19 protein-coding genes are annotated in these 24,252 nt (G+C 47.5%); 8 read left to right on the top strand and 11 right to left on the bottom strand.

The features are described from left to right. Window positions 1–50: 50 nt before the first annotated feature. Genes MP213Fo_RS15165 through MP213Fo_RS15185 form a run of 5 tightly spaced genes read right to left on the bottom strand, consistent with a single transcriptional unit; the run spans window position 51 to window position 5,137 of the window. The gene (locus MP213Fo_RS15165) at window positions 51–791 is read right to left on the bottom strand and encodes an ABC transporter ATP-binding protein (RefSeq protein ID WP_421091211.1); all 741 of its coding nucleotides are present in this window, start codon (window positions 789–791) and stop codon (window positions 51–53) included. After that, window positions 788–1,618, bottom strand: a complete 831-nt coding sequence (locus tag MP213Fo_RS15170; protein ID WP_421091212.1) for an ABC transporter ATP-binding protein — start codon at window positions 1,616–1,618, stop codon at window positions 788–790. The genes MP213Fo_RS15165 and MP213Fo_RS15170 overlap by 4 nt, the downstream gene beginning before the upstream one ends. A gap of 11 nt (window positions 1,619–1,629) precedes the next feature. After that, entirely contained in the window at window positions 1,630–2,532 is a 903-nt protein-coding gene (nikC, locus tag MP213Fo_RS15175) for a nickel transporter permease (protein ID WP_421091213.1), read from the bottom strand. After that, window positions 2,529–3,542, bottom strand: a complete 1,014-nt coding sequence (locus MP213Fo_RS15180; RefSeq protein ID WP_421091214.1) for an ABC transporter permease — start codon at window positions 3,540–3,542, stop codon at window positions 2,529–2,531. Before MP213Fo_RS15180 ends, nikC begins: the two co-directional genes overlap by 4 nt. Beyond that, on the bottom strand, window positions 3,539–5,137 hold the full coding sequence (locus tag MP213Fo_RS15185; protein WP_421091215.1) for an ABC transporter substrate-binding protein: 1,599 nt from the start codon (window positions 5,135–5,137) through the stop codon (window positions 3,539–3,541). Before MP213Fo_RS15185 ends, MP213Fo_RS15180 begins: the two co-directional genes overlap by 4 nt. 493 nt (window positions 5,138–5,630) lie before the next feature. Here MP213Fo_RS15185 and MP213Fo_RS15190 point away from each other — a divergent pair, with 493 nt between their 5' ends. The 8 genes from MP213Fo_RS15190 to MP213Fo_RS15225 all read left to right on the top strand — a co-directional run bounded on the left by MP213Fo_RS15190 (window position 5,631) and on the right by MP213Fo_RS15225 (window position 16,094). After that, the gene (locus tag MP213Fo_RS15190; RefSeq protein ID WP_421091216.1) at window positions 5,631–6,680 is read left to right on the top strand and encodes a dipeptidase; all 1,050 of its coding nucleotides are present in this window, start codon (window positions 5,631–5,633) and stop codon (window positions 6,678–6,680) included. A gap of 133 nt (window positions 6,681–6,813) precedes the next feature. Next, window positions 6,814–7,776, top strand: coding sequence for an isoaspartyl peptidase/L-asparaginase family protein (locus tag MP213Fo_RS15195; protein ID WP_421091217.1), 963 nt, complete (start codon window positions 6,814–6,816; stop codon window positions 7,774–7,776). A 146-nt stretch (window positions 7,777–7,922) separates the two neighbouring features. Continuing rightward, window positions 7,923–9,359 carry an aldehyde dehydrogenase family protein gene (locus tag MP213Fo_RS15200; RefSeq protein WP_421091218.1) on the top strand — a complete coding sequence of 479 codons (1,437 nt, stop codon included), beginning with the start codon at window positions 7,923–7,925 and terminating at the stop codon, window positions 9,357–9,359. A 229-nt stretch (window positions 9,360–9,588) separates the two neighbouring features. After that, window positions 9,589–10,479 (top strand): DMT family transporter, encoded by an 891-nt coding sequence (locus tag MP213Fo_RS15205; protein WP_421091337.1) that lies wholly within the window; start codon window positions 9,589–9,591, stop codon window positions 10,477–10,479. 1,029 nt (window positions 10,480–11,508) lie between these two features. Beyond that, window positions 11,509–12,819, top strand: a complete 1,311-nt coding sequence (gene ugpB / locus MP213Fo_RS15210) for a sn-glycerol-3-phosphate ABC transporter substrate-binding protein UgpB (protein WP_421091219.1) — start codon at window positions 11,509–11,511, stop codon at window positions 12,817–12,819. Between the two features lie 468 nt (window positions 12,820–13,287). Continuing rightward, window positions 13,288–14,169: a sn-glycerol-3-phosphate ABC transporter permease UgpA gene (gene ugpA / locus MP213Fo_RS15215; protein WP_421091220.1), complete on the top strand. Its 882-nt coding sequence runs from the start codon at window positions 13,288–13,290 to the stop codon at window positions 14,167–14,169. Between the two features lie 9 nt (window positions 14,170–14,178). Beyond that, window positions 14,179–15,027 carry a sn-glycerol-3-phosphate ABC transporter permease UgpE gene (ugpE, locus tag MP213Fo_RS15220; protein ID WP_421091221.1) on the top strand — a complete coding sequence of 283 codons (849 nt, stop codon included), beginning with the start codon at window positions 14,179–14,181 and terminating at the stop codon, window positions 15,025–15,027. Beyond that, the gene (locus MP213Fo_RS15225) at window positions 15,027–16,094 is read left to right on the top strand and encodes a sn-glycerol-3-phosphate import ATP-binding protein UgpC (RefSeq protein WP_421091222.1); all 1,068 of its coding nucleotides are present in this window, start codon (window positions 15,027–15,029) and stop codon (window positions 16,092–16,094) included. The genes ugpE and MP213Fo_RS15225 overlap by 1 nt, the downstream gene beginning before the upstream one ends. Before the next feature lie 439 nt (window positions 16,095–16,533). Here the strand turns inward: MP213Fo_RS15225 and MP213Fo_RS15230 are convergent, their stop codons facing one another. The 6 genes from MP213Fo_RS15230 to MP213Fo_RS15255 form a co-directional block, all read right to left on the bottom strand. Beyond that, window positions 16,534–17,589, bottom strand: a complete 1,056-nt coding sequence (locus MP213Fo_RS15230) for a polysaccharide deacetylase (protein ID WP_421091223.1) — start codon at window positions 17,587–17,589, stop codon at window positions 16,534–16,536. A 279-nt stretch (window positions 17,590–17,868) separates the two neighbouring features. Further along, window positions 17,869–18,366 (bottom strand): Kazal-type serine protease inhibitor family protein, encoded by a 498-nt coding sequence (locus tag MP213Fo_RS15235; protein WP_421091224.1) that lies wholly within the window; start codon window positions 18,364–18,366, stop codon window positions 17,869–17,871. Window positions 18,367–18,482: 116 nt separating this feature from the next. Then, on the bottom strand, window positions 18,483–19,724 hold the full coding sequence (locus tag MP213Fo_RS15240; RefSeq protein WP_421091225.1) for a saccharopine dehydrogenase family protein: 1,242 nt from the start codon (window positions 19,722–19,724) through the stop codon (window positions 18,483–18,485). 116 nt (window positions 19,725–19,840) lie between these two features. Next, on the bottom strand, window positions 19,841–20,935 hold the full coding sequence (locus MP213Fo_RS15245; RefSeq protein WP_421091338.1) for a carboxynorspermidine decarboxylase: 1,095 nt from the start codon (window positions 20,933–20,935) through the stop codon (window positions 19,841–19,843). A gap of 350 nt (window positions 20,936–21,285) precedes the next feature. Next, complete coding sequence (locus tag MP213Fo_RS15250) at window positions 21,286–22,113, bottom strand: N-acetylmuramoyl-L-alanine amidase (RefSeq protein ID WP_421091226.1); 828 nt, start codon at window positions 22,111–22,113, stop codon at window positions 21,286–21,288. A 197-nt stretch (window positions 22,114–22,310) separates the two neighbouring features. Continuing rightward, window positions 22,311–24,245 carry a putative bifunctional diguanylate cyclase/phosphodiesterase gene (locus tag MP213Fo_RS15255; RefSeq protein ID WP_421091227.1) on the bottom strand — a complete coding sequence of 645 codons (1,935 nt, stop codon included), beginning with the start codon at window positions 24,243–24,245 and terminating at the stop codon, window positions 22,311–22,313. Window positions 24,246–24,252 lie beyond the last annotated feature (7 nt).

The following is a 24,252-nucleotide window of genomic DNA, read 5'->3' on the forward strand; positions in this document are numbered from 1 at the left end:
ATTAGAAAAAAGGCCGGAAAACACTGCTGTTTTCCGGCCTTTTGTGGTTTTTAGACCGGTTCTTCGATCGTAACACTTAACTCGCGCAACTCAGTAGTATGCGGATGGGTGGTGCGCCCTGCCCGCAGATCTTCTGCGGTGAGCTGCTCAACCATGATCCCGTTTTGCATCACACCGACATTTGGGCAAAGATGGGCAATAACCGCAAGGTTATGGCTCACCAGCACATAGGTCAGGTTACGCGCTTCACGCAGATCAGCCAGCAGGTTGAGAATTTCAGCCTGCACGGAAACGTCGAGCGCAGAGGTCGGCTCATCCAGCAGCAAGACCTGTGGCTCGGCAATCAGTGCACGGGCAATTGCCACGCGCTGACGCTGACCACCGGAAAGCTGATGCGGATACCGGAAACGCACGGTTTGCGGCAAGGCCACATCCGACAAAACCTGCTTGATGCGCTCTTCAACATTGTCGATATTATGAACCAGCAAAAGCTCGCTCAAAATCCGGTCAATGGTCTGGCGCGGATGCAGTGAGCCAAACGGATCCTGAAACACCATCTGCACAGACCGGAAAAATTCCGGTGTGCGCTTCAAGGGTGCGTCTTTGCCGTTAAAAGCAATGCGTCCGCTCCAGCTTTCATTCAAGCCGGCCATAGCCCGCAAAATGGTCGATTTACCCGAGCCACTTTCACCGACAATACCGAAGCTGCCGCCCTTTTCGACGCTGAACGATACGCCTTTAACGACTTCACGATCACCGAACTGAATTTTCAGATTATCAACGACTATCATTGTTTCAGCCACTCCGGATCACGGGTCATCACCGGCAGACGATCACGCGGATGCGTCAGCGACGGGATGCAGTTCAGCAGGCCTTTGGTATAAGGATGCTGGGCATTGTTCAGTTCCGATGCCTGCAGCTCTTCCAGAACGCGCCCCATATACATGACCATTACACGGTCACAGAAATGCGAAACCAATGGCAGATCGTGGCTGATCAGGATCAGCCCCATGCCGCGGCTGGAAACCAGATCATCGATCAGACGCAGAATTTCTGCCTGCACAGTCGCATCAAGAGCCGAGGTCGGCTCGTCAGCAATCAGCAGTTCCGGATCCGGCGCCAGCATCATGGCGATCATGACGCGCTGACCCATACCGCCTGAAACTTCATGCGGATAGGAGGCTGCTACTTCACGCGGGTTACGGATTTTAACCTGATCAAGCAGATCAATCGCCGCTTCCAGAGCCTGTTTCTTGCTGCCGCCTTTATGGGTGCGCCAGCTTTCAGCAACCTGCGAGCCAATGGTCTTAACCGGATTGAGCGAATATTTAGGATCCTGAAGAATGAACCCTACCCGCTTGCCCCGGATTTTACGCATCTGGCTTTCAGAAGCAGTAAGCAAATCCTGACCGTCAAAGCTCAGTGTGTCGGCAGTCACCTCGGCGTTTGACGGCAGAAGCTTCATGAGTGCGCGCGCTGTCAAAGACTTGCCCGAACCACTTTCGCCAACAATACCAAGCTTTTCACGGCCGAGCTGCAAGGACAAACCACGCACTGCCTCAAAGCGGCTGGTGCGGGTTTCAAATGCGATTTTCAGATTTTTGATATCTACCAGCATTTTTCCCTGCCTCAATTCTGCTTAGGATCAAGCACGTCGCGCAAGCCATCTCCGAGGAAATTGAACGCGAGCGAAACAAAGAAAATCGCAAGACCCGGAATAGTAGCAACCCACCACTGTTCAAAGATAAAGCGTTTGGCGGTGGCAATCATTGCGCCCCATTCCGGTGAAGGCGGCTGCGCACCCATGCCGAGAAAGCCAAGGCTTGCGGCAGTGAGAATGATCGAGCTCATATCCAGTGTGATACGCACAATCAAACTTGGTGTGCAAAGCGGTGCAATATGACGGACGATAATACGTGCAGAACTGGCACCGGTCAGGCGATAGGCTGCAATATAATCAGTATTACGAATGGTCATGGTTTCCGCACGCGCCAAACGCGCATAAGGAGGCCATGCTGTCAGCGCAATCGCCAAAATCGCACTTTCAACGCCGGGTTTCAGGGCTGCCACAAAGGCGAGCGCCAGAATAAGACGCGGAAATGCGAGAAAAACGTCGGTCACGCGCATCAGGATCGTATCAACGATACCGCCGTAATAACCCGCAACACAACCAATGATCAGGCCGAGCGGTGCAACAAGAATAACAACCGCAATCACCATACCCAGCGTTACACGTCCACCGTAAAGGATACGCGAGAAGATATCGCGGCCCAATTCGTCGGTGCCGAACCAATGTTCAGCACTTGGTGCTGCCAGACGGTTGGTAAGTTCTTGAATGCTCGGATCATGCGGTGCAAGCCACGGGGCAAAGATCGCAATGAATACAAACAGCAAAATGATGAACAGGCCAATCATCGCCAGCGGATTTGACTTCAGATTAAGCCAAAGGCGGTAACGGCGACCCCAAAGAGCCTGTGATGGCGATGAAGGTGTCTCATTCAGCGCCCAATTATGAAAAGTTGAAAATATCATCTGACGCGAGGATCCAGTACCTTGTAAAGAATGTCAGCGAGCAGATTAAGCCCGACATAGATGACACCAATCAAAAGAGTGGCGCCGACGACAGGATTCATGTCTGCATTCATCAGTGAAATTGTCAGATACTGACCAAGGCCGGGCCAGCTGAACACGGTTTCCGTGACCACTGCACCTTCAAGCAAGCCTGCATAGGTCAGAGCAATCACTGTCACAAGCTGCACAGCAACTGTCGGGAAAGCATGTTTCCAGATCACTGCACTGCCTGAAAGACCTTTAGCACGTGCCGTAATAACAAATTCGCCCTTCAATGCATCAAGCATGAAAGCGCGGGTCATACGGGTAATATAAGCCATACTGAAATAAGCGAGAATGATAACCGGCTGGGCCATATGCGCAAGCGCATCCCAGAACGCATCCATGTCACCGTCAAGCAGCGTATCAATAGTCAGAATACCGGTCACATGCGGGATCATATCCTGAAAAATAATGTCCTGACGGCCGGGTCCCGGCGCAATGCCGAGCGCTGCATAAAATACCAGCAGAGAAATCAGCGCGAGCACAAAGGTCGGTACAGAATGGCCAGCCAGACAAATCACGCGGATCGCCTGATCGGTCAATGTGCCTTGACGCACCGCTGCCCACACACCCAATGGAATACCAATCAATGCAGAGAGGAGGAGCGCTGCAGTGGCAAGTTCAAGGGTTGCAGGAAAATAGCGGGCAATATCAACTGTAACAGGATTACGGGTCAGAATAGAATTGCCGAGATCGCCCTGCAAAACCTGACCGATATAATGAAAAAACTGCACGACGAGAGGCTGATCGAGCCCCATTTCTGCGCGCACGCGTTGTATAACGGCCTCCGGCGCATTATCGCCGACGGCAGCAATGACAGGATCAACCGGCATAACGCGGCCAATCATGAATGTGACAATGGCAAGTCCGAACAGCGTGATTAACACGCTGCCCAGAGTACCAGTCAGATTTTTCAGGCTCTTATTCAAGCTTTCGCAATCCCTGCGTAAGAGTGGGTATCAGACAATACGCCGAGGCGCATGCCTGTGACGTCTTTACGGCAGGCAGCAGTCATAACGGTCTGAACCATCACAACAAACGGGCTGTTGTGCATGAATTCACGCTGCAGTTCTTCGTAAAGCTTAACGCGGGCAACCGGGTCTTTTTCATCGCGCGCTGCCAGAGATTTCTTAGCAAAATCTGCATTCTGGAAGTTTGAACGCCATGCAAAAGGCTTGGTCTTCGCATCATCCGAATTGTCCGGATTGTTGCAGAATACGTCCGCATTGGTATTCGGATCGAAATAGTCTGAACCCCATGAGGTCAGTGCAATTTCATGCTCGCGGGCACGCATTTTGGTGAGAACCTGACGGTTTTCAGCCGCACGCAGCTCAACCTTAATGCCAATATCTGCAAGGTTTGCCTGAATTGCCTGCGCAACATCCGGCCAAGGCTGTGCGGAGTAATGATCCATCGAGATCGAGAAACCGTCGGCAAGACCGGCTTCAGCCATCAATGCTTTGGCTTTGGCTGTGTCTTTCTGGAACGGAGTATCGTTCAACGCGCCCGGAAAACCTTCCGGAATAATAGTCTGGTGGATTTTATGGGTCAAAGGAACAATATTTTCCTGAATGCCCTTATAATCAATCGCCCATTTGATCGCTTCCCAGAGCTTAGGATTGGTCAGCTTTTCAACCTTCTGGTTCAGCGACATCAGACCAATACCGGCAACGCCCTTTTGAACGAGCAGGAAATTTTCGTCTTTTTCGATCACGCGCAGCTGTTCTGAAGTCAGGTTTCGGGCAATATCCGCGTCACCTTTCTGGAGCATCAACAGCTGTGAAGACGGATCGGCAACATGACGCAGAACAATACGCTTAACATTGCCTTTATAGGCGCCATGCGGGTTCACATTGAGCATAATGCTTTCGCTTGGTTTCCATGCAATCAGTGTAAATTCAGCCGATCCCGCACTGTTTTTCTGCAACCAGCCATTGCCGAAATCGTCGCCGGAAGCATGTTCCATAACGACTTTCTTCTCTACAACCGCACCAACGCTTGAAGACAGGCAATAAAGCAGGAACGACAATGAGGTCGGAGTTTCAACACTCAGGGTCACAGTGTCAGCATCGGTTGCGACAATCCATGCATCGGCATTTTCCGGTGTGAAACCGAACTGACCGATGATGAATGACGGGCCCTTGTTCATCTTGATTGCACGCTGCAGGGAGAATGCAACATCTTCCGATGTAATTTTGGCACCGCTGGCAAATTTAGCATCCGGATTGATCTTGAATGTAAAGACCTTGCCTTCAGCATCGCCTTCCCATGAGCTGGCAACGCCGCCTTCAATCTCTTCAGGGTTGGTTGCGCTTGGGTGGATCAGGCGCTGATACATGTTGTTGCAGATCTCGCTGCCGACAGCTTCAAAGCTTTCGTGCGGATCAAGGCTGGTCATGTTATCGAGCTGCTGTGCTACAACCAGAATGTCCTGGCGGCCGGCAGCCATCGCTGGCAGCAAGCTGGCATATGACAGAAACGGAACAGCTGCTGCGCCCGCCATAAAATTACGTCTTGAAATCACGGTGATTTCCTCTTCCCTATTCGTATCACTTAAGAAACTGGCCGAGACGCCCCCCTGCCAGCGGTTTAGTTTCTAATGTATAAGAAAACCGTCATTAATGCGGTTCAGTTATCATGAAGGCCAATAATGCCGCCAATGCAGATTTTGCCAGAGCCTATGCAGGCTTTGCATGCGATTTTTTGTTCATAACATTATAAATTATTGGTGATGCACTTTTCTCCCGGGGGCCTTGGCTTGAACAAAATCGCATTTTCAGTTGCTAGCAAAATGACTGACTTGGCCAATCAGTTACCAGTCGGCACCAACGTTTTAACCTGTCTTGTTTGCGACAATTCAGCCTGAAATATTTTGGGAGTATCACGTGCAAAACCGTTTAATCTCACAGGCAGTTTCCTGCTGTACCTTTGAAATATAACTCTCTATCCGCGTTAATCATACATATTAGCAATGCGTTATACGCTAATAAAATAAACTTGATAAGGTTTTATTCCTCATGTCCAATTCTACACCGGCCGATATTTTCACCCCTGTTTTTGATGGGCACAATGACGTGTTGCTGCGCCTGTGGAACTCGTCCCAGCCTGATCCTGTTTCGCGCTTTATCGAGGGTGAGTCTGTTGGCCATATTGATATGCCGCGCGCCAAAAAAGGTGGCCTTGCCGGTGGGTTATGCGCAATCTATGTGCCGTCACCATCGATGGAAAAAGATGCCAATGGTGACTATCCGACACCTGAACACGGCGAAGCGCTGAGAATCACCCTCGGTATGGCCGCCCTTCTGGCCAAAATTGAAACGCAATCCTCCGGTGGTTTGAAGATCTGTCGTGATGCCAATGACATCCGCACCGCTATGGCCGACGGCGCTTTCGCGTCCGTGTTTCACATTGAGGGCGTTGAAGCGATTTCTGCAGGCCTTGATGAACTCTATGTTCTGCATCAGGCAGGCCTGCGCTCGCTGGGTCCGGTCTGGAGCCGTCCGAATATTTTTGCTCATGGTGTACCATTCCGCTTTCCGAGCACTCCGGATATCGGCCCCGGCCTGAGCGATGCCGGTAAGGCACTGGTCCGTGCCTGTAACGAATTGAAGATCATGGTTGACCTGTCGCATATGAACGATAAGGGCTTCTGGGATATTGCTGCAATTTCCGATGCGCCGCTTGTTGCCAGCCATTCTAATGTGCACACGCTTTGCACCCATAGTCGCAATGTTACTGAAAAACAGATGGATGCGATTAAAGAGACCGGTGGTCTGATGGGCATTAATTTCGGCGTTTCTTTCCTGCGTGCCGACGGCCAGAAAATCACCGATACGCCATTGAGCGAGCTGGTGCGCCATATTGATTATATCATCAATCGTATTGGTGTTGATCATGTGGCTCTGGGCTCGGATTTTGATGGTACAACCATTCCGGATTCACTGGCGAGCGCCGCAGATTTGCAGCTCCTGATCGCAGAAATGCGTAAAGCCGGTTATGATCAGGAAACCATCGAAAAAATCGCCTATAAAAACTGGATCCGCGTTTTGGAAGCCACTTGGGCCTGACATCATAAAACTGAGCGAAACGCTCACGGTATAAAACTCAGCGAAACGCTTGCGGTTTATAATCTTCAGGCCTAAAAACCGGCCTGAAGACCTGTGTGGCTCATAGGCTGCCCACATTATAATGGAGAACATAATGTCCGAATTTGCATTGGCAATTCACGGCGGTTGCGGTGTCATGGCTCAGCTAGACCTGACCGCTGAAGAATGGGCGTCGGCACGCGTTGATCTGGGTCGTTCGATCAAAGCCGGCTGGCAGGTTCTGAGCCAGGGCGGCAATGCTATTGATGCGGTTGAAGCCGCAGTTGTCGTGATGGAAGATTCCGTGCATTTTAACGCCGGATATGGTGCCGCTCTCAATACCAATGGCGCACATGAGCTTGATGCATCCATCATGGATGGCCGCGGCTTAGAAGCAGGAGCGATTACTTTAGCCAATCGCATTAAAAACCCGATCAAAGCCGCTCATGCTGTGCTGCGTTCAGGCGAAATGGTGCTGATCGGTGGCGATGCAGCCAATGACTTTGCTGAAAAAGCCGGTCTGGATATGGTTGCAAGTGATTATTTCACCACCGATCGCCGCCGTAATGCGCTGGCATCAATGAAAGCCCATGAGCAGGCCGGCACTGCCGCCGCCGCCTCCGAAGCTGAGAAACACGGTACAGTCGGTGCAGTTGCTCTCGACAGCCACGGCCATCTTGCTGCCGCCACCTCAACCGGTGGTTATAATAACAAGCCTGCCGGTCGTATCGGAGATTCTCCTATTATTGGTGCCGGTACTTATGCGCGTGACGGTGTTTGCGCCGTATCGGGAACCGGTAAGGGCGAGTTTTTCATACGCCATGCTGTGGGCCATGAGATTGCCAGCCGCGTTGCCTATCTAGGCGAGAATGTTGAACAGGCTGCCGGCAAAGTGATCCATGATGATCTCAAGCCGCATAATATTGGCGCCGGTCTGGTCTGTATTGGTGCTGACGGCACCATTACCGCACCGTTCAATACTGACGGAATGTTCCGTGGCTGGGTCAGCGGCAATGGTGATGTTTTTGTCGCCACCCATAGTGAAGTCTTTAATCTTGGTGCTGCAGACAAGCTGTAATTCACGCCGGAATGGCATAGACTTCATAACGTTTTAAGATCAAGTCACTTGGTTTCAGCGGTTGAAATAGTGATGTTACGGGTTAAACTGACCGCCAAACCTGATTTAAAACTTACAGCATTATAAAGCATGACAGGATGGGAACTATGGATCACGCGCTTAAATTTTATATCAACGGCGAATGGGTTGATCCTGTCGTGCCGGCAACACCTGCAACGCTTCTGGATGTTATAAATCCGGCAACAGAGCAGGCATTTGCCCAAATTGCTATGGGCTCGGCAGCGGATGTTGATAAAGCAGTGGCGGCTGCAAAAGCCGCTTTTGTAACCTTCTCTGCGACCAGCAAAGAAGAGCGCATTGCCCTGCTCAATCGTATTCTCAAAGTGTTTATGCGCCGTGCGGATGAAATTGGTGCGGCTATTTCTCAGGAAATGGGCGCACCACTTGCTATGGCAAAGTCCGATCAGACCGGCTCCGGCATTGCTCATCTGATGGAAACAATCAAAGCTGCTGAAAGCTTTGATTATGATTATATGCAAGGCACAACCCGTATCGAGCACGAGCCAATCGGTGTGGTGGCGATGATCACGCCATGGAACTGGCCGATCAATCAGATTACCGCAAAGGTTGCACCGGCGATTGCCACCGGCTGTACTATGGTTTTGAAGCCTTCTGAAATCGCACCGATGAGCGCCATTCTGTTTGCAGAGATCATGGATGAAGCCGGCGTACCAAAAGGCGTGTTCAACCTCGTGCATGGTGATGGTCCGGTGGTCGGCACTGCCCTTTCCGGCCATAAAGATGTTGATATGGTTTCCTTCACCGGCTCCACCCGCGCCGGTGTCAGTGTTGCCCAAAATGCCGCGCCAACTGTCAAGCGTGTTCATCAGGAGCTTGGTGGTAAATCACCAAACATCATTTTGCGCAGTGCTGATCTGGATAAAGCTGTGCGCTCGGGCGTCGCCCGTTGCTTTGGCAATAGCGGACAGTCTTGCAATGCGCCGACCCGCATGTTTGTGCCGCAGGAGCTGATGGATAAAGCCATCACGATCGCACGCGACGCCGCTGAAAACTACCGCACCGGCAATCCGAACTCCGATGATACCAATCTCGGCCCTGTTGTCAGCCAGCTGCAATTCGATAAAATTCAGGATCTTATCCAGTCCGGTATTGATGAAGGTGCGGAACTGGTGACCGGTGGTACCGGCCGCCCTGATGATCTCAAGTCCGGTTATTATGTCCGCCCGACAATTTTTGGCCGTGTTGGCCATACTATGCGGGTTTCCGCAGAAGAAATTTTCGGACCAGTATTGTCAATGATTGGCTATGATACGCTGGATGATGCGGTGGAAATGGCCAATGATACAGTTTACGGCCTTGCCTCCTATATTCAGGGCGATTTGGCAGAAGCGCGCGCTTTGTCCAAGCGTCTGCGGACCGGTAATGTGATCGTCAATGATGCCGGCTGGGATGGTGCAGCACCATTCGGCGGCTACAAACAATCCGGCAATGGTCGTGAATACGGCGTTTTCGGTCTTCGGGAATTTGTTGAGATCAAAGGTGTTATCGGTTACGAAAAATAGTCCTTGTTCTTTTATTCATAACAAACGATAGACGAGAACGGGTAACATACCCGATATAAAAGCGCATCATTATATGGTGCGCTTTTTTGAAACCAAAAATTACGTTTGCACAATTATGTGCAAAACCCTCGATAAGGCAGCCTCACGCGCGCCGCAGGTAACAATGAATAATGATAAGACGGCGCCTGTGGCGGCATCATCCGGCGACGTGATTATACGCGCCGCTGATATGCAAAAAAGCGATATGCAAAAAAGCGATATGCAAAAAAAAGCGATCTTGGCATTATTGCTCGGCGGATTGCTGATTTCCTGCTCCCCAATTTTTGTACGATTTGCTGAAACAGGGCCGATTGTAACGGCGTTCTGGCGTCTCGCACTGGCTATTGTGCCGATGCTGATCCTTAGCAACCGGATGTCGCACGGAGCCGATCAGCTCAAGCCACAGTCAATCACTGATATGGCAATTTTAGCTGTACCCGGCATATTGATCGGGCTGGAACTGGTTACGTGGCATATCTCTCTGACCATGACATCGGTGGCCAACTCGACGCTCATTGTTAATTTGTCACCGATATTTGTAGCGCTTGGCGGCTGGCTATTTCTCAAGCAAAAAATCAGCCGCATATTTTTAAGCGGGCTGATCATGGCAATCATTGGCGTGCTGATCCTGAAAGGTGGGCCTGATACATCAGCCCATAGCAGCCTTGAAGGCGATGCGCTCGCGCTTTTTGCTGCGGTGCTTTATGCAGGCTATATTTTGATGCTCGGTTTCACACGCCGGCGTTTTTCAACATCGACCATTATGGTTTACACGACCATCAGCGCCTCACTGGTGATTTTGCCGCTCGCACTGATTTTTGAAGCCCAATATTTTCCAACCACATTATTTGGCTGGGTTATCGTTTTTGCATTGGCTTGGATTACACAGGCCGGTGGACAAAGCCTGATCACATTTGCGATTGCATGGCTGCCGGTGGCATTTTCATCGCTGACATTGCTGATCCAACCGGTTGTAGCAGCGATTCTTGCTTGGGTGCTGCTCTCTGAACCTTTGAGCATCTGGCAAATTTGCGGTGGCCTTGTGGTGATCGCCGGGATTATGCAGGCAAGACGCGGCTAATACCTGGTTAGCTTGCTATTAGAATGCAAGCGAAAGTGATAACGAAAGGCAGCTGCGGGATTATCAACAGTTTTAATGCAATAGGCGTTATTTTTTTTACGTATTGGTCAAATAAACACGAATATGACCTTGAACTTAATCAGCACATGCTCCATATGAACATCACTTGCTGGCGCGGTTCCTCCCATTTCGCGCTGCAAGTGTTCCCCTCCGAAGGCTTGCCTTATGGCGCCTTCTTAAATTCAGCCGGGCTTTTCAAGTCCGGCTTTTTTCTTTTAAAGCAGCAAATATTGCAATAGACAGCATAACTCCCTTTTAAATTACAGAGAGTTATTAGTAGGATTTTCCTAGAGCGGATAATGATCCGCTTGGATCGTAGAACTCGCCTAGATTTTAGAGTTTTCGCATTGTCATCACACCAAGTTGATTCAACTTAATAGTGAAACACTCTGGCTTTTAAAACATATACCAGTTTTAACCCCGTAATGGTTTTTGAAAAGACGTTTCCCACCCACTTTCAGGAGAAGTACAGGCCTCAGTTGAGCCCTTACGGGGGTCGAACCTATGGAATATTTTATGCTAAGTTATGGAAAGAATTTTATACAAAAAATAGACTGAATTAAAATGGATCAAGCGCTTAAAATCCTACACTACCTCCTGATATCTGGCGAGATAGTATCGTTCAACTTGGCCCCTTCTGAAAGTCAGAGTTATCGCATAAAGCGCAAGGTCATAAGCAAGATCAGAACCGCAAAGAATCACTTCACATTTTGTTTTTAAAAAACAGCAATCTTTTGCCCGCGTAATTTTATTAGTGCTTGTTTTGTGCTAAACTCTTAGCCAGAATGCAGTTTGGCATTGAATTATGCGTGAATAGCTTTCGTAAAACTGCTTTTTTCTTTCGATTTAAATGATATATGCGCTAAAACGAAAGAGCTTATGACAACCGCGGGGCGATAATAAGTGTCGGGCAACGATAACCGTAACCATTCACTACAACCCCGTTTCATTGACCTTCAGGGAGAAGTCATGTCCAGACGTCTGATGACTGTTTCAGTTACTGCTTTAACTATGTCCGTTGCATTCGCTTCAAGCGCTTTTGCAGTTACTGAGCTGCAATGGTGGCACGGTATGGCTGGCGCCAATAACGAAGTTGTTGAACAGCTCTCAAAAGAGTTCAATGAAAGCCAGAGTGAATTTAAGATCGTGCCGGTTTATAAAGGCTCGTATCCTGAAACACTGAATGCCGGTATTGCTGCATTCCGTTCCAAACAGGCGCCGGCTATCCTGCAGGTTTTTGATGCGGGCAGCGGCGTGATGATGGGTGCTGAAGGCGCTGTTCTGCCGGTAGCAGACGTTCTGGAAAAGGGCGGCTTCAAATTCGATAAAGCGAAATACCTTTCCGGCATTACCGCTTATTATTCAAAACCAGACGGCACCATGCTGTCGTTCCCTTATAATTCGTCTTCGCCTATTCTTTATTACAACAAAGACGCTTTCACCAAAGCTGGCCTTGATCCTGAAAATGCACCAAAAACATGGCCGGAAGTTTTTGACGCAGCCCGTAAGATCAAAACCAGTGGCGCAGCCAATTGCGGCTTTACCTCCACATGGCTGACATGGATTCAAACCGAAAACTTTGCGGCTTGGAACAATGTGCCTTACGGTACACTGGAAAACGGCCTTGCTGGTCTGGATGTGAAGCTTGAAATCAATGCTCCATTGTTTGTTGAGCATTTTCAGGGTCTGGCAGATCTGGCGAAAGACGGCGCCTTCCGTTATGGCGGCCGCACCTCGGAAGCCAAGCAGCTCTTCACATCCGGCGAATGTGCAATGCTCACAGAGAGTTCGGGTGGTCTTGGCGATGTTATCAAGTCCGGTCTGAATTACGGTATCGGCCAGCTGCCTTATTATGAAGGTGAAGGTCGTCCGCAGAACACCATTCCAGGTGGCGCGAGCCTTTGGGTATTTGCGGGTAAGAGCGATGAAGAATATAAGGGTATTGCCCAGTTCTTCAACTTCCTGTCAGAAACCAAAACACAGGCGCGTTTGCATCAGATTTCCGGCTATTTGCCAGTAACACTGGAAGCTTATGAAGAAACCAAAAAATCCGGTTTCTACGATAAGAACCCGGGCCGTGAAACACCGATCCTGCAGATGATGGGCAAAGAGCCAACTGCAAATTCCAAGGGTGTTCGTCTGGTAAACCTGCCGCAGGTGCGTGATATTCTGAATGAAGAATATGAAGCGATGCTGGCCGGTAAGCAAGATGCAGCAACCGCTTTGAAAAACGGTGTTGAACGCGCAAATGCTGCGATTGCAGAAGCTGCAACCCGCTAAACGATAATAACGGCCGCATGTTTCTTTTGAAGCATGCGGCTTTTCTTCAGGTGGTACTGCTTCAAAACCTAGAGCATTTCACTATCAAGTTGAATCAACTTGATAGGTATGACAATGCGAAAAAGCTAAAATCTAGAGCGAGCGCTGTGATCCAACCTGATCGTTACCCGCTTTAGAGCAGTTTTAGGAAAATTGGAAACCGGTTTTCCATACGAAACTGCGTTTAAACAAACAGATAGAGCGGTCTTCCTGCTTCAAAGAAAAGTGAAAACGCTCTAACGCATGTCATTATGCACTTGAGCAGTACCTGAATATCAATATTGAGCGGCTGAAATTTGGCCGTTAAACCTAGCTGGATTATTTATCACCTTCTGCTGACGGTTATAAATAATCATGCATATTAAAAGTGTTGCGGTGTGTTGAAGCGTCTTTGCGGGCGTGCAGCGCTGTAATTTTAAGGAGACTTTTGTGCAGCGTGTTGTTTTTCCCAACAAGGTGCTACCCTATATGCTGGTTGCTCCGCAGCTCGTACTCACCTTTGTGTTCTTTTTCTGGCCCGCCAGTCAGGCTATTTATCAGTCGATGATGCGTGAAGACCCGTTTGGTCTGCGTAGTGCATTTGTTGGTTTTAAGAATTTTACTGATCTGTTTGCCGATCCTAATTATCTGCATTCCTTTCAGATCACGATTTTTTTCAGTATTGCGACCGCTTTATTATCGATGTGCGCTGCGCTGTTTCTGGCCACTGCCGTTGAAAAAGTTGTGCGCGGCAAGAACCTGTATCGCACATTGCTGATCTGGCCTTATGCAGTTGCACCAGCTATTGCCGGTATTTTGTGGTTGTTCATGTTCTCGCCGGCCATGGGTACGCTTGCCTATCTGCTGCGTCGCAATGGTGTGGACTGGGATCCGCTCTTGAAAGGCGATCAGGCAATGGCACTGGTTATTTTTGCCGCCTCGTGGAAACAGATCAGCTATAACTTCCTGTTCTTTGTTGCAGGTCTGCAAGCTATTCCGAAATCGCTGCTCGAGGCTGCTGCCATTGACGGCGCACGCGGGATCAAGCGGTTCTGGTCAATCACTTTCCCGCTTCTGGCGCCAACTACATTCTTCTTGCTGGTGGTTAATACAGTTTATGCGTTCTTCGACACATTCGGTATTATCCATGCAGTAACCGGAGGCGGTCCTGCTAAAGCAACAGAAACACTGGTTTACAAAGTTTATAATGATGGCTTCGTCAATCTTAACCTCGGCTCTTCAGCGGCGCAGTCAGTGATACTGATGATCATCGTTATCGGCCTTACCGCATTCCAGTTCCGCTTTGTTGAAAAGCGCGTCCATTATTCCTGAGGTTAGGTCATGATTGAACGTAATCCCGTTACCGTAATGATCAGCCATCTGGCGCTGATTATAGGCATCATCATTGTTGCCTTTCCGATCTACTATACTTTCATCGCCTCAACGATGACCTCTTCAGATATTCTGAAGCCCCCGATCTCACTTGTGCCGGGTGGTCATTTTATTGAGAACTATCGTGATGCTTTGACCGGTGGTGTGGAACGGACTGTCGGGGTAAGCCTCGAGCGTCTGCTGTTCAACTCAACCGTGGTTGCTCTTGCCATTACCATTGGCAAGATCATCATTTCATTCACTTCAGCTTTTGCGATTGTGTTTTTCAACTTCCGCTTCCGCATGCTGTTTTTCTGGCTGATCTTCATCACGCTGATGCTGCCGGTAGAAGTGCGTATTTTGCCAACTTATAAGGTCATTGTTGATCTTGGGCTGATAGATACTTATGCCGGTCTGACACTGCCATTGATGGCTTCGGCGACTGCGACTTTCCTGTTTCGTCAGTTTTTTCTGACTATTCCGGGTGAGCTGGTAGAAGCGGCACGTATCGATAATGCAGGGCCTTGGCGCTTCATGAAAGATATTTTGCTGCCATTGTCGAAAACCAATATTGCAGCACTTTTTGTTATTCTGTTCATCTTCGGATGGACGCAATATCTCTGGCCTCTGCTGGTCACCAATGATGCAAAGATGAGCACTATCATCATTGCATTGCGTAAAATGGTTGATTTTGCTGATGCCGCAACGCCATGGCATTTCGTCATGGTCACAACGATCCTTGCGATCATCCCTCCGATCATCGTCGTGGTACTGATGCAGCGATGGTTCGTCAAAGGTCTTGTTGAAACGGAAAAATAATGGCCCGCATTTCTCTTCAAAATGTCAAAAAAGTCTATGGCGGCAATGTCGAGACCATTAAAGGCGTCTCGCTTGAAATCGCCGATGGTGAACTCGTTGTTCTGGTCGGCCCGTCCGGTTGCGGTAAGTCTACCTTGCTGCGCATGATTGCCGGTCTGGAAAGCATCACATCCGGCACGATCTCCATTGGGGATCGTGTGGTGAATGAGCTGGAACCGGCCGAGCGAGATATTGCTATGGTGTTCCAGAATTATGCGCTTTATCCGCATATGACTGTGCGTGAGAATCTGGCCTATGGCCTGAAAAACCGCAATACACCAAAGGCTGAGATCGAACAGCGCATCGACAAAGCTGCCAAAGCACTGGAAATTGAACAGTTTCTGGATCGCAGACCCCGCCAGCTTTCCGGTGGTCAGCGTCAGCGTGTGGCAATGGGTCGTGCGATTGTGCGCGAACCTGCAGCATTCCTGTTTGATGAACCGCTTTCGAACCTTGATGCCAAACTGCGTGTGCATATGCGCGTTGAGATCAAGCGCCTGCAGCGTTCACTGGCAACAACCAGTGTTTATGTGACCCATGACCAAATGGAAGCCATGACTTTGGCCGATCGTCTGGTTGTTTTGAATGCCGGTCATATTGAGCAAGTTGGCACGCCGATTGAGCTTTATGAAAAACCTGCAACAACTTTCGTCGCAACTTTCATTGGTTCACCATCAATGAACCTGCTGCCATATAAAGATGCCTCCGGCACAACCGCAGCATGGATGCAAGACTTGAGCGCAGCAGTACCGGCCAATACCGCGATTATTGGTGTGCGTCCTGAAGGTTTCAAACTGGGTTCAGACAGCAGCGACAGCACTTTCACAACCGATGTGACAGTTGATGCTGTTGAACTGGTGGGTGCCGAAAGTTATGTGCATGCCCGCTTGCAGGATAATACCAATATTATCTTAAGCGTTGCAGGCCGCAGCCAGATCACTATTGGCGAAACACTAAAAATCAGCGCAGCAAAATCTGTTCTGCATTGCTTCGACAATGACGGAAAGCGTATTGAGCGAGCCGATTAAACACCTACGTCAGAGGCTATACTTTAATAACCTCTGACGTAAATTACCCCTTGAATGAGTAATTTACTATTTTTCATAAATAAAATTTTATAATTATTTCAATAGAAAAAACAAATACTTGCAATTTGACTTAAACGTAAACTGCGCTTGTGTTGTCGTCGATTACCTGTAAAAAACAGGCAATCGACGACGCCATGATAATCACGCCCCCGTATTAATTATCATGGTAGTTGTAACAGAGATATTATTGAAATGGTATAAATGCTACTCTTGACGATGTTAACGTTAAAAAATATGTAATTTAAATTTATAATTTTGATCACATACATCAATTAATTTGAATACTATTTATAGTAAGTTGTAAACAACTGTTTTATTATTTATACTTTGCTAAATTGCATTAAATAAATGTAGGAAAGTATAAATTAGAGTTTTTGTTTTAAAAATACTTCATAAAAGGTATACCAGTAATCAGAGCTTCAATATAGCGCTGCTTTTGAAAATAACCGTTGAGGGAGACACGCGGAAATGCCTGCGGCTGCGCAAGGCAGTCAGGACTCAGCATACCTGGTTGCGTAGTCACCGCAATAGAAAATCCTGCCTCATACACTGCCGCGCAACTGCACGGGCTCACTGCTGTCGTCCAGCCATAGGGATGAGCAAATGATTGAGGCACAACATTAAGCTGATGCTTCAACCATTCAGCTGAAGTAATAATTTCTTCTTTTCGGCGCATAGGATTGGTGCGTTTGAGATTAAAGTGGCTTGCAGTATGTGCCCCCAAATGGGCGAATTTGTTGTCGGCGAGCGCAGCAAGCTCATTCACATCCATAATTAAATCTTTGGTCAGCTTCAGCGAGTCAATATTATTCGCTTGCGCCAAACTTGCTATGCGGTCGACCGCAACTTCTTCATCACTGCCATCGACATAATGTGCAAACCGCTCAAATCCTGCCATTTTCTGACGCCGAGATTGTAAAATAAGGGTTTCATTGCCATGACCAAAATCAAAGCTCAGCCTGTCTAGTTTTTTCAATAAACATTCTACCGTCTCCCACCACAAAATTTTTGTATGCGCGGAAAAACCTGAAGTAATATAAATTGTAAAAGGTATTTTATATTTTAAAAATATAGGAGCTGCAAACTTAGCATTATCACGATATCCGTCATCCAGAGTAAAACAAACATAGCGGTTTTTACCTGGTTTATTGCGTAGTAATTCCGGCAACTCATGAACATGTACCGGTATCATACCAGCCTTAAGTACGGTTTGAATTGTTGCTTCCAAAAATTCCGGAGTAACCGATAAAATACCATTTGGTGAAAATGATTTACTATTATCAGCAGGCCGTACATGGTGAAGCGTAAATATCAGCCCATTTTTGGCAGCTCCGGGGAACAGCTTTCCAAGGCGTAACGCTGAAATAACACTAAGTCCGCTGCGGATCGTTGAGTATCTCAACAGGCGCTTTGCTTCATGCAAGCCATTTATCATCTGATCCGTCATCCACAGAATGTAAAATACCAACCAGAGTATTTCGCTATCCAGCTAAAATAAGTTAATAACCAACCGCTTTGAACGTTAAGTTTATACTGACGGCTTGGGCATCAGGGCAAACCAACCTGACTGTGCAATGCTCTAGTGCAGTTCACAGATTGAAACAAGGGCAGCATATTAGGTTTTGTATAAAACCTCGTTATGTAAATTTAATAGTAAAGACTGCGATGTTTTATAAAACACCGCAGTCTAAAATTTAAAAACAATTAAATTATATTAACGGCAAGGACCGTTTTTTACCACCTGGAAACCTGAATTGCGTGCGACACAGGCATTAGAAAATGTCTGATTGCGACCACGATTGGTTGCACATACCGGTGCATATTCACGGGTACAAGCCGTTTGCGGGCGATTATTATTGTTGTGATTGCCACCCCAATTACCATTCGGACGGTTTGGTCTTTCAGGGCGATTAGGTCGGCTCGGCTGCTGTACATGTGGCGGGCGTGTTTGCGCTGATCTGCACTGGCCATTATTGACAATGCGATAACCTTCGGCACGTGCCTGACAACCATTGGCAAATGTACGCTCGCGATTATTGCGCACACCGCAAACCGGCGCATACTCCATCGTGCACATCTGCGGTTGGTTCGGACGGGCTGGCGGATAATGCGGCCTGCCTTCATCGACACTCACATTACAGGCTGAAAGAACCATCAATGCTGCAAGCGGCGCACTCAGGCGTTTTATAATCGACAAATATGCAAAGCCCATGATTGTCCCCATAGAATTTTATAATGATAATAATACACTAGCTTTTCTATATAATAATACAATAAAAAATCAGGGGCTTTCGCCCCTGACTGATCACTCATTATGTGCCTGTGGTATTAATCGAAAGACAATTGTCTTTCGCCGTTTTCATCACGGATCCAAGTGGTCAGGCCAAGCTTGCCCAGAATATTAAGGAACGGACGCGGATCCAGTTCTTCAACATTGACCATGGATTTTACATCCCACTCACCACTGGCAATCAGCATCGCTGCTGCTACCGGCGGCACACCGGCAGTAAAGGAAATGCCCTGTGAGCCAACTTCATTATAAGCGTCTTTATGGTCAGCCACATTATAGATGAAAACTTCACGCTCTTTACCGTCTTTGGTGCCTTTAACCAGATCACCAATGCAGGTTTTACCGGTATAATCCGGCGCCAGCGATGACGGATCAGGCAGCACGGCTTTAACCACTTTCAACGGAATAACTTCCAAACCTTCAGCGGTGGTTACCGGCTGCTCTGAGAGCAGGCCAAGCTTGTTCAGCACGGTGAAAACATTGATATAATGATCGCCAAAGCCCATCCAGAAGCGCACATCAGCGCCATCCATATTACGCGCCAATGAATGTACTTCATCATGGCCCGTCATATAGGCTTTTTGTTTGCCAACGACCGGCAGATCATATTCCTGACCAATCTCAAACATTTTGTTGGTTTGCCAGGCACCCTTTTGCCAAGAATAAACCTGACCGGTAAATTCACGGAAGTTGATTTCCGGATCAAAATTGGTTGAGAACCAACGGCCATGGCTACCGGCATTGATATCAATAATATCAATATCGGTTATCTTGTCGAAATACTCGTCTTTTGCAAGACGTGCATAGGCATTAACCACGCCCGGATCAAAACCAATGCCGAGAATAGCAGTTATGCCCTTTTCAGCGCAAAGCTCACGGCGTTTCCACTCGTAATTGGCATACCAAGGCGGGGTCTCGCAGATTTTCTTCGGGTCTTCATGGATGGCGGTATCCATATAAGCAACACCGCTATCGATACAGGCCTGCAGCACCGACATATTAATGAAGGGCGAGCCGACATTAATAACGATCTGTGAATTTGTCTTGGCAATCAGTGCCTTAGTGGCTTCGATATCCAATGCATCCAGTGCATGCGCTTCTAAAACGCCCTCCACTTTCATACTATTCTTTTCACGAACGCTGGCGATCATGTCATCGCATTTAGACTTTGTTCGCGAAGCAATATGAATATCACCCAGAACATCGTTGTTCTGCGCGCATTTATGCGCAACGACCTGCGCCACGCCTCCGGCACCAATAATCAGGACATTTTTTTTCATTTCACGCGGTACGCTCCATAGTAGCCTTTTCGGGGATTATCATAATATTCAGTGGATTTAGTCTATCACAGCACCACTTTCAGCTAAAGTGATGCTGTATTTCTAGGTGTTGCAACTCAAGAAAGGCTGCCGGCAAAATCGTCAAAACCGAATTCTTTGACCAGTACTTCTGTGCCATCAAGCTGGCGCACAACAATGGACGGCATTTTAACACCGTTAAACCAGTTCTTTTTCACCATTGTATAGCCGGCAGCATCCTGAAACGACAGGCGGTCACCTATTTGCAACGGAGCTTCAAAACGGAACTCACCATAAATATCACCGGCAAGGCAGGATTTGCCACAGATCATGATTTCATGATCGCCTTTATTAGGCTCCAGTTTTGCGGTCTGACGATAAATCAGCAGATCAAGCATATGGGCTTCAATCGAGCTATCAACAATGGCCAGATTTTTACCGTTAAACAAAGTGTCCAGAACCGTTACTTCAAGCGTTGATGATTTGGTAATCGCCGCTTCGCCCGGCTCCAGATACAGCTGCACGCCATATTTCTGTGAGAAGGCTTTCAAACGCTGGCAAAACTGATCCAGCGGATAGTTCTCACCCGTAAAGTGAATACCACCACCAAGACTGACCCAGTCAACGCGCGCAATCAGATGGCCGAAACGCTCTTCGATAATGCCAAGCATTTCGTCAAAACGGTCAAAATTTTCATTCTCACAATTGTTGTGGAACATGAAGCCAGAGACTTTATCCATCACGGCTTCAATTTTAGTAGCATCCCATTCACCCAACCGGCTGAACGGACGCGCAGGATCAGCCAGCGCGAAATCAGAGGTTGAGACCTGCGGATTAACCCGCAAGCCGCGAATGTGATTTTTCGAAGCCGCGTCAAAACGGTTGAGCTGGCCGATCGAGTTGAAGATGATTTTGTCGCTATTGGCCAAAACATCTTCAATTTCATCATCAGCATAAGCAACACTATAAGCATGTGTTTCGCCGGCAAACTTCTGCTTGCCCAGCTTCACCTCATAGAGTGATGACGATGTTGTACCGTCCATATATTCACTCATCAAATCAAATACCGACCATGTGGCAAAACATTTTAATGCCAGCAGGGATTTGGCGCCCGATTGCTCACGGACATATTTGATTTTTTCCAGATTAGGCAGCAATCTGGCTTTATCGATAAGGTAATACGGCGTTTTAATCGTCAATTCTGCTTGTCCAGACTTTGTTTACAACGGGAGAATGCAGGCATCTGCGCACAGAGTGCCATATTGTTTTTTTATAAAGGCGGCGGTAGCCCTTCATACTGCATAATGCGCAAAACCCAAACCGATTTTGTAAATTTACACAGATAGAGTACCAAATTATGCAGAGCTCTCGCTGCCTGAGATATAATAAACACCTAAAGTCTATATAGGGCGTTCCTATGACATTTTAAACAAGCTCTGTGACAATAATATATTTAATAAAATAAACCCGCAGAGCATAAAATCTTATTATGCTCTGCGGGTTGTCCTGGTTTTAAATTCTCATTTAAATTTATAAACTATGCTTATGATAAGCTCCGGTCATCCTTTGGTTGAGCCGTATATTTGTCAGTAAGAGCATAAAGCGTAGCGACCGTATCAACATCGACAGTACCGCTGTAATCTTTCGGCCGAAAATGCAATTGGAATGCACGGATAAGCTGCTCATAAGTATAACCTGTCTGTTGTCCAGAATCTAACCCATCCAGGCTATACCCATATCTGTTTAATCTGGCGAGAATGTCAGCCTTTTCAGGAATACCCTGATCAGTAAACTTTTTGAAATAGCTGTCTTTCACAGGGCCGTCATACCACGCACCAATACCTGAATCATAAAAGTCTTCCCAAGGGAATTGCGGCCCTGGATCACTTTTGCGCCAAATAGAAACATCAGAATGCGCAAGTACATTTTTTGGACTGATATCAGGGTAACGCTGAAGAATATTAATGCATATTTGCTTAGTGGCTTCGAGCTGCTGTGCATCATAGGGCGGAAAGACAAATTGCCCTGTTGTTGGATCCACATATGCCTGATTAACCAGCTCAACGCCTATCGATGTATCATTGAGGTTGGTTCGTGTTTGCCAGGCACTGGCCCCTACATCCCAAGCTCGTTTATGCTCATCAACAAAATTGAATATTCTGACATCACTGAAAAGATTAGAATATGTCATATCCGTGGGGTCCGGTACAAGGTAATGGACACTCACAGGAGATTTAGGGGGAACAGCAGGCAAAGTCAGACTGTTGATGGAATCAGTGAAATTCTCTGCCGTATAATGAAGAATTAAAAAGCGCGTACGATCATTAAAATCCTGGATCGTCCGGTAGGTAGTAGAGTCAATTTTATACATTAAACTCTCCAAACATCTTTAAAATACAATCAATTATAAATCCACTATAAGAAATGATATCAACCATCATATCCTATAGCGATCATTGTATAATATTAATACAGGCTGGATAAGTCATAGAATATGCCACCTATAAATTGATAGCCGGCATTTTATAAATAAAAATCGTACATTATTAAATTATATGTTCGATATATTTATATGATTAATATGTTTTTCAATTGTGCTGCTGGCATTGGTCGTCCAATCAGATAGCCCTGTATCTGGTCACAGCCCAAGCCTTTCAGACAGTCCAGCTGCTCTTCGGTTTCAATACCTTCAGCGATTGTTGCCATACGCAAATTACGCCCGACCCCTATGACGAGTTCGACAATGGCCAAAGCATCCGTGTCTGTTGTCACATTGCGGATAAAAGAACGATCAATTTTAATCTTATCAAACGGAAATGCACTCAAACTACCCAAAGATGAATAGCCGGTTCCAAAATCGTCCATCGCAATCAGAATACCAACTGCTTTCAAGCGCTTCAATGTGTATAAAGTGCGCTCATTCTTATCGAGAAGAACCGACTCCGTGATTTCCAGCTCGAGCCTGCGGGGATCAAGGCCGCTTTTATCCAGTGAGGCCATCACTTTGGTAATCAAATGACGGCTGCGGAACTGCACCGGTGAAAGATTGACTGCAATATTGAGCGGAACCTCCCAACTGGCAGCTTCTGTACAGGCCGTCGTCAAAACCCAATCCCCCAACGCGTGAATGAAACCCGTTTTTTCAGCGACAGGAATAAACTCTGCCGGTGAGACTTCCCCGCGAACCGGGTGAAACCACCTTAAAAGCGCCTCGTAACCATGGATTTCACGCGACACAGTATCGGCCTGCGCCTGATAATATACCTGCATTTCATTGTTGCGCAGCGCATGCAACAGATCAGCTTCAAATGATTTTTTCTCTGTCAGCCTCGTTTGCATCTGTGGTTCAAACACACAAATATGGCCTGTTCCGAGTGATTTTGCCTCATAAAGCGCCAGATCCGTGCGTTTAAACAGCTCTTCAGAATCACAGCTACTTTCAGAAACCGCCATGCCGATACAGGTGCCGATTTTTATTTCACGCCCTTTAACATCGTAAGGCCGGCTGATTTCACTCACAATGTGGCGTGCAAAATCCAGAGCCTCACTTTCTTTAAGGCCGGTCGTTAAAACGGCATATTCATCTCCACCAAGCCTGCATATCAGATCACCCTCATGGCTCAGTTCTGTTAGCCGCTCTGCAACACTCTGCAATAATGCATCTCCAACATCATGGCCAAGCATATCATTCACATCTTTAAAGCCATCAAGATCAAGCAATAAGATAATAGGAGCAGTATCTTTGGTAAAATCTGCCTGCAATCTGGTTTCTAAATCCTGTCGAAACAAAATGCGATTAGGCAGCCCCGTCAGTGCATCGTGATGAGCAACATAGGCCAGACGATAGTTCTGAGACTGCATCTCCGATGAAGCCTCACGAAGTTCATTCGTCAGATGCTGCATCTGATAATGAGCTCTTTCAAGCAGATTATTATGGCGAAGCAACATGATCACCAGAATAATTCCGCAAATAATCAGCCCGCCTGCAAAACCTGTATAAACGACATGTAATTGACGCAATTCTGTCTGTGCATTGCTGATCAGGCCGACATCATGTGCCACGGAAGCAGCTGCTAAAGCTGTCATTTCCGGATCCAGAACACTCATTGACCGCAGCATATTTTTAATATCCTGCGTAGTCATAATATCGAGGTTTTTGTCTAGCCTGTTGAGTGCACTCTCGAGGTTTGAAATCAGTGCGATACGGGTCGGCACAGTTGCAATAAAGCTATTAAGGCTGCCATGCTGCAAAAGCTCCAACCGGCTCAACATAATTTCTAGACGCAAGCGCACTTCATCACGATTGGCCGCTGTGGTATCGAGTGCATAATTCGCCAGACGATGTTCAAGACGCATATATTCAGACAGCATCTGGCTAATAGCCCATGAATCATTGTAGCGGGCAAACTTCTGAAGAGCGGTCTGCCGTTCTGCAATAACATAGGCTATGTAGCCTGTTGCCAAAACAAAGCAACAAATCACAACTCCAAGAATGCGTCTCAAATTGAAC

Origin of the sequence: Pseudochrobactrum mosebachae, assembly GCF_048914685.1 — a bacterium.
GTDB lineage: Bacteria > Pseudomonadota > Alphaproteobacteria > Rhizobiales > Rhizobiaceae > Pseudochrobactrum.

What these genes read in the sequence shown, in the direction of transcription:
- MP213Fo_RS15165 (WP_421091211.1), bottom strand. Translation starts at nt 791, where the DNA reads ATGATAGTCGTTGATAATCTGAAAATTCAGTTCGGTGATCGTGAAGTC.
- MP213Fo_RS15170 (WP_421091212.1), bottom strand. Translation starts at nt 1,618, where the DNA reads ATGCTGGTAGATATCAAAAATCTGAAAATCGCATTTGAAACCCGCACC.
- nikC (WP_421091213.1), bottom strand. Translation starts at nt 2,532, where the DNA reads ATGATATTTTCAACTTTTCATAATTGGGCGCTGAATGAGACACCTTCA.
- MP213Fo_RS15190 (WP_421091216.1), top strand. Translation starts at nt 5,631, where the DNA reads ATGTCCAATTCTACACCGGCCGATATTTTCACCCCTGTTTTTGATGGG.
- MP213Fo_RS15195 (WP_421091217.1), top strand. Translation starts at nt 6,814, where the DNA reads ATGTCCGAATTTGCATTGGCAATTCACGGCGGTTGCGGTGTCATGGCT.
- MP213Fo_RS15200 (WP_421091218.1), top strand. Translation starts at nt 7,923, where the DNA reads ATGGATCACGCGCTTAAATTTTATATCAACGGCGAATGGGTTGATCCT.
- MP213Fo_RS15205 (WP_421091337.1), top strand. Translation starts at nt 9,589, where the DNA reads ATGCAAAAAAGCGATATGCAAAAAAGCGATATGCAAAAAAAAGCGATC.
- ugpB (WP_421091219.1), top strand. Translation starts at nt 11,509, where the DNA reads ATGTCCAGACGTCTGATGACTGTTTCAGTTACTGCTTTAACTATGTCC.
- ugpE (WP_421091221.1), top strand. Translation starts at nt 14,179, where the DNA reads ATGATTGAACGTAATCCCGTTACCGTAATGATCAGCCATCTGGCGCTG.
- MP213Fo_RS15225 (WP_421091222.1), top strand. Translation starts at nt 15,027, where the DNA reads ATGGCCCGCATTTCTCTTCAAAATGTCAAAAAAGTCTATGGCGGCAAT.
- MP213Fo_RS15230 (WP_421091223.1), bottom strand. Translation starts at nt 17,589, where the DNA reads ATGATAAATGGCTTGCATGAAGCAAAGCGCCTGTTGAGATACTCAACG.
- MP213Fo_RS15235 (WP_421091224.1), bottom strand. Translation starts at nt 18,366, where the DNA reads ATGGGCTTTGCATATTTGTCGATTATAAAACGCCTGAGTGCGCCGCTT.
- MP213Fo_RS15240 (WP_421091225.1), bottom strand. Translation starts at nt 19,724, where the DNA reads ATGAAAAAAAATGTCCTGATTATTGGTGCCGGAGGCGTGGCGCAGGTC.
- MP213Fo_RS15250 (WP_421091226.1), bottom strand. Translation starts at nt 22,113, where the DNA reads ATGTATAAAATTGACTCTACTACCTACCGGACGATCCAGGATTTTAAT.